Genomic DNA, 2094 nt, shown 5'->3' on the forward strand with positions numbered 1-2094 from the left:
GTCCGATGCCCGAGTGCCGGTGCTCGTGGTTGCTTGTGTCCTGAACGTGAGGAGTGGCTTTATGTAGGTGAAGTCAATTCTGCGGTGCTGTGTGGGAGATGAAGGAATGTAGGGCCCTTCGGAGCCGCCCTGCGGGGGGAGGCTTCAAACCGCCTCATGCTGCGGCAGCTGAATACTGTCGTGGTGAGCGATGAGGAAAAGGCGTCGTAAGAGGCGTCAGGTGGGGATCGGAAAGACAAGCGCAAGCGAATCGCTGCTGACGTGTCGTAATGACTTAGATGACATCGAAACCGGGGTGTGCAACCAACTCCGGGATGAGCCTGGCGGATACCCGTTTACTGGCCAGGTGGTGTCCGGCATGTAGGCGATGTGAGTCCGGTCTGCGGCTCCCGCATGGAACAGGAGAAGGCGTGTCTCGATACTGCCCGTCCCTCGCGGCGGGCGAGAGGGAGTGTCCCAAGCGGCAGTCACCGCAAGGGATCGAGTACCGACGCGGGACCCGCTGGCGGACCGGCTCGTAGTAGTGAGGAAGCCCCTGTAACGGGGGTGGAGCGAAGGGGCCGGGTCGCTCGTGACTGAGTTGATCGCATCAACCGGATGTTCTCCGGGAGGAGTCCGATGGACCAGTTGAAGTCACAGTCCAAGCCGTTTGAGATTTCGAAATGGGAAGTGAAGGAGGCATGGGAGGACGTCAGGGCGAATAAAGGTGCACCAGGGGTGGACGGGCAGAGTATCGCCGACTTCGAAAAGGACCTGAAGAACAATCTGTATAGGGTCTGGAATCGGATGTCGTCGGGCTCATACTTTCCGCCTCCGGTGCGGATGGTGGAGATTCCCAAGCCCCAAGGAGGCGAGGCGAGAATCCTAGGGATTCCGTCTGTTGCTGACCGTGTGGCGCAAACCGTGGTGGCCAGGCATCTGATGCGGAGGGTGGATCCTGTATTCCACCCTGATTCCTTCGGATACCGACCCGGACGGTCTGCGCTGGACGCGGTCGAGCGGTGCAGGGAACGCTGCTGGAAGAAGGACTGGGTGATCGACCTCGACGTCCAGAAGTTCTTCGACAGCGTGCCCTGGGACCTGCTCGTCAAGGCGCTGGAGGCTCACACCGATGCCGTATGGGTGATTTTGTATGTCAAGCGGTGGCTCGCCGCCCCGCTTCAACTGCCCGACGGCAGCCTGCTGACCCGGGAGAAGGGGACACCGCAGGGTGCCCCGGTATCTCCCGTCTTGGCGAACCTGTTCATGCACTACGCCTTCGATCTGTGGCTGGAGCGGGAGTTCCCGACGGTCACGTTCGAACGCTACGCGGACGACGCCGTGATCCACTGCGTCTCCGAGCGACAGGCCCAGCACGTCCTGGCCGCGCTCACGGACAGGATGGAGGAGGTCGGGCTGCGACTGCACCCGGCCAAGACCCGGATCGTGTACTGCCGGGACGGCAAACGCCAAGGTACCTACGAGTACACGGCGTTCACCTTCCTCGGATACACCTTCCGTGCCCGCAAGAACCGGGACAAACACGGCAGACTGTTCCTGTCGTTCGACCCGGCGGTCAGCAAGGACGCCCTGAAGAAGATGAGCGCGCAGGTCCGCTCCTGGCACCTGCACACACGCTCGGACCTGTCCTTCCCCGAGCTCGCCCGGCGCATCAATCCCGTCGTGGCGGGCTGGATCAACTACTTCGGGCGTTTCCGTCCAATGGAGCTCGATCCTCTCCTTCAACGCATCAACGCCTACCTGGTGCGATGGATCCGCCAGAAGTACAAACGGTTCGCCGCCAAGCGGAAGGCCCTCGCGAAGCTGCGGGAGATCGCCCAGCGATACCCGCGGATGTTCGCGCACTGGCGTCACACCGCGAGAGCAGCCTCGGGCTGGTGACCAGGGCGACAAGAGCCGTGTAACGGGAGACTGTTACGCACGGATCTGTGAGAGCCGAGGGGTGAGAATCCCCTCGGCTACTCGGCAGTACGAGATGAAGGCGTCGAACCATTCGCGGGCGTGGGCCAGGGAGTCGAACCGCTCGGGGTAGTCGGACATGTACTTGGTGGTCTTGAACTGGGCCTCGCTGGAGGGGTTGTCGTTGGAGACCTT

At 62.1% G+C, this 2094-nt stretch carries 1 protein-coding gene and 1 pseudogene; one reads left to right on the plus strand and one right to left on the minus strand.

Annotated elements, in window-relative coordinates; translation table 11 throughout:
• The first annotated feature begins 618 nt into the window (after positions 1-618).
• The gene (ltrA, locus tag AB0P06_RS36845) at positions 619-1881 is read left to right on the plus strand and encodes a group II intron reverse transcriptase/maturase (RefSeq protein WP_363615376.1); all 1263 of its coding nucleotides are present in this window, start codon (positions 619-621) and stop codon (positions 1879-1881) included.
• 33 nt (positions 1882-1914) lie between these two features.
• Here the strand turns inward: ltrA and AB0P06_RS36850 are convergent.
• A pseudogene (locus AB0P06_RS36850) lies at positions 1915-2094 on the minus strand (hypothetical protein); the annotation flags it as partial.

Origin of the sequence: Kitasatospora sp. NPDC088351 (assembly GCF_040685575.1) — a bacterium.
Taxonomy (GTDB): Bacteria; Actinomycetota; Actinomycetes; order Streptomycetales; family Streptomycetaceae; genus Kitasatospora.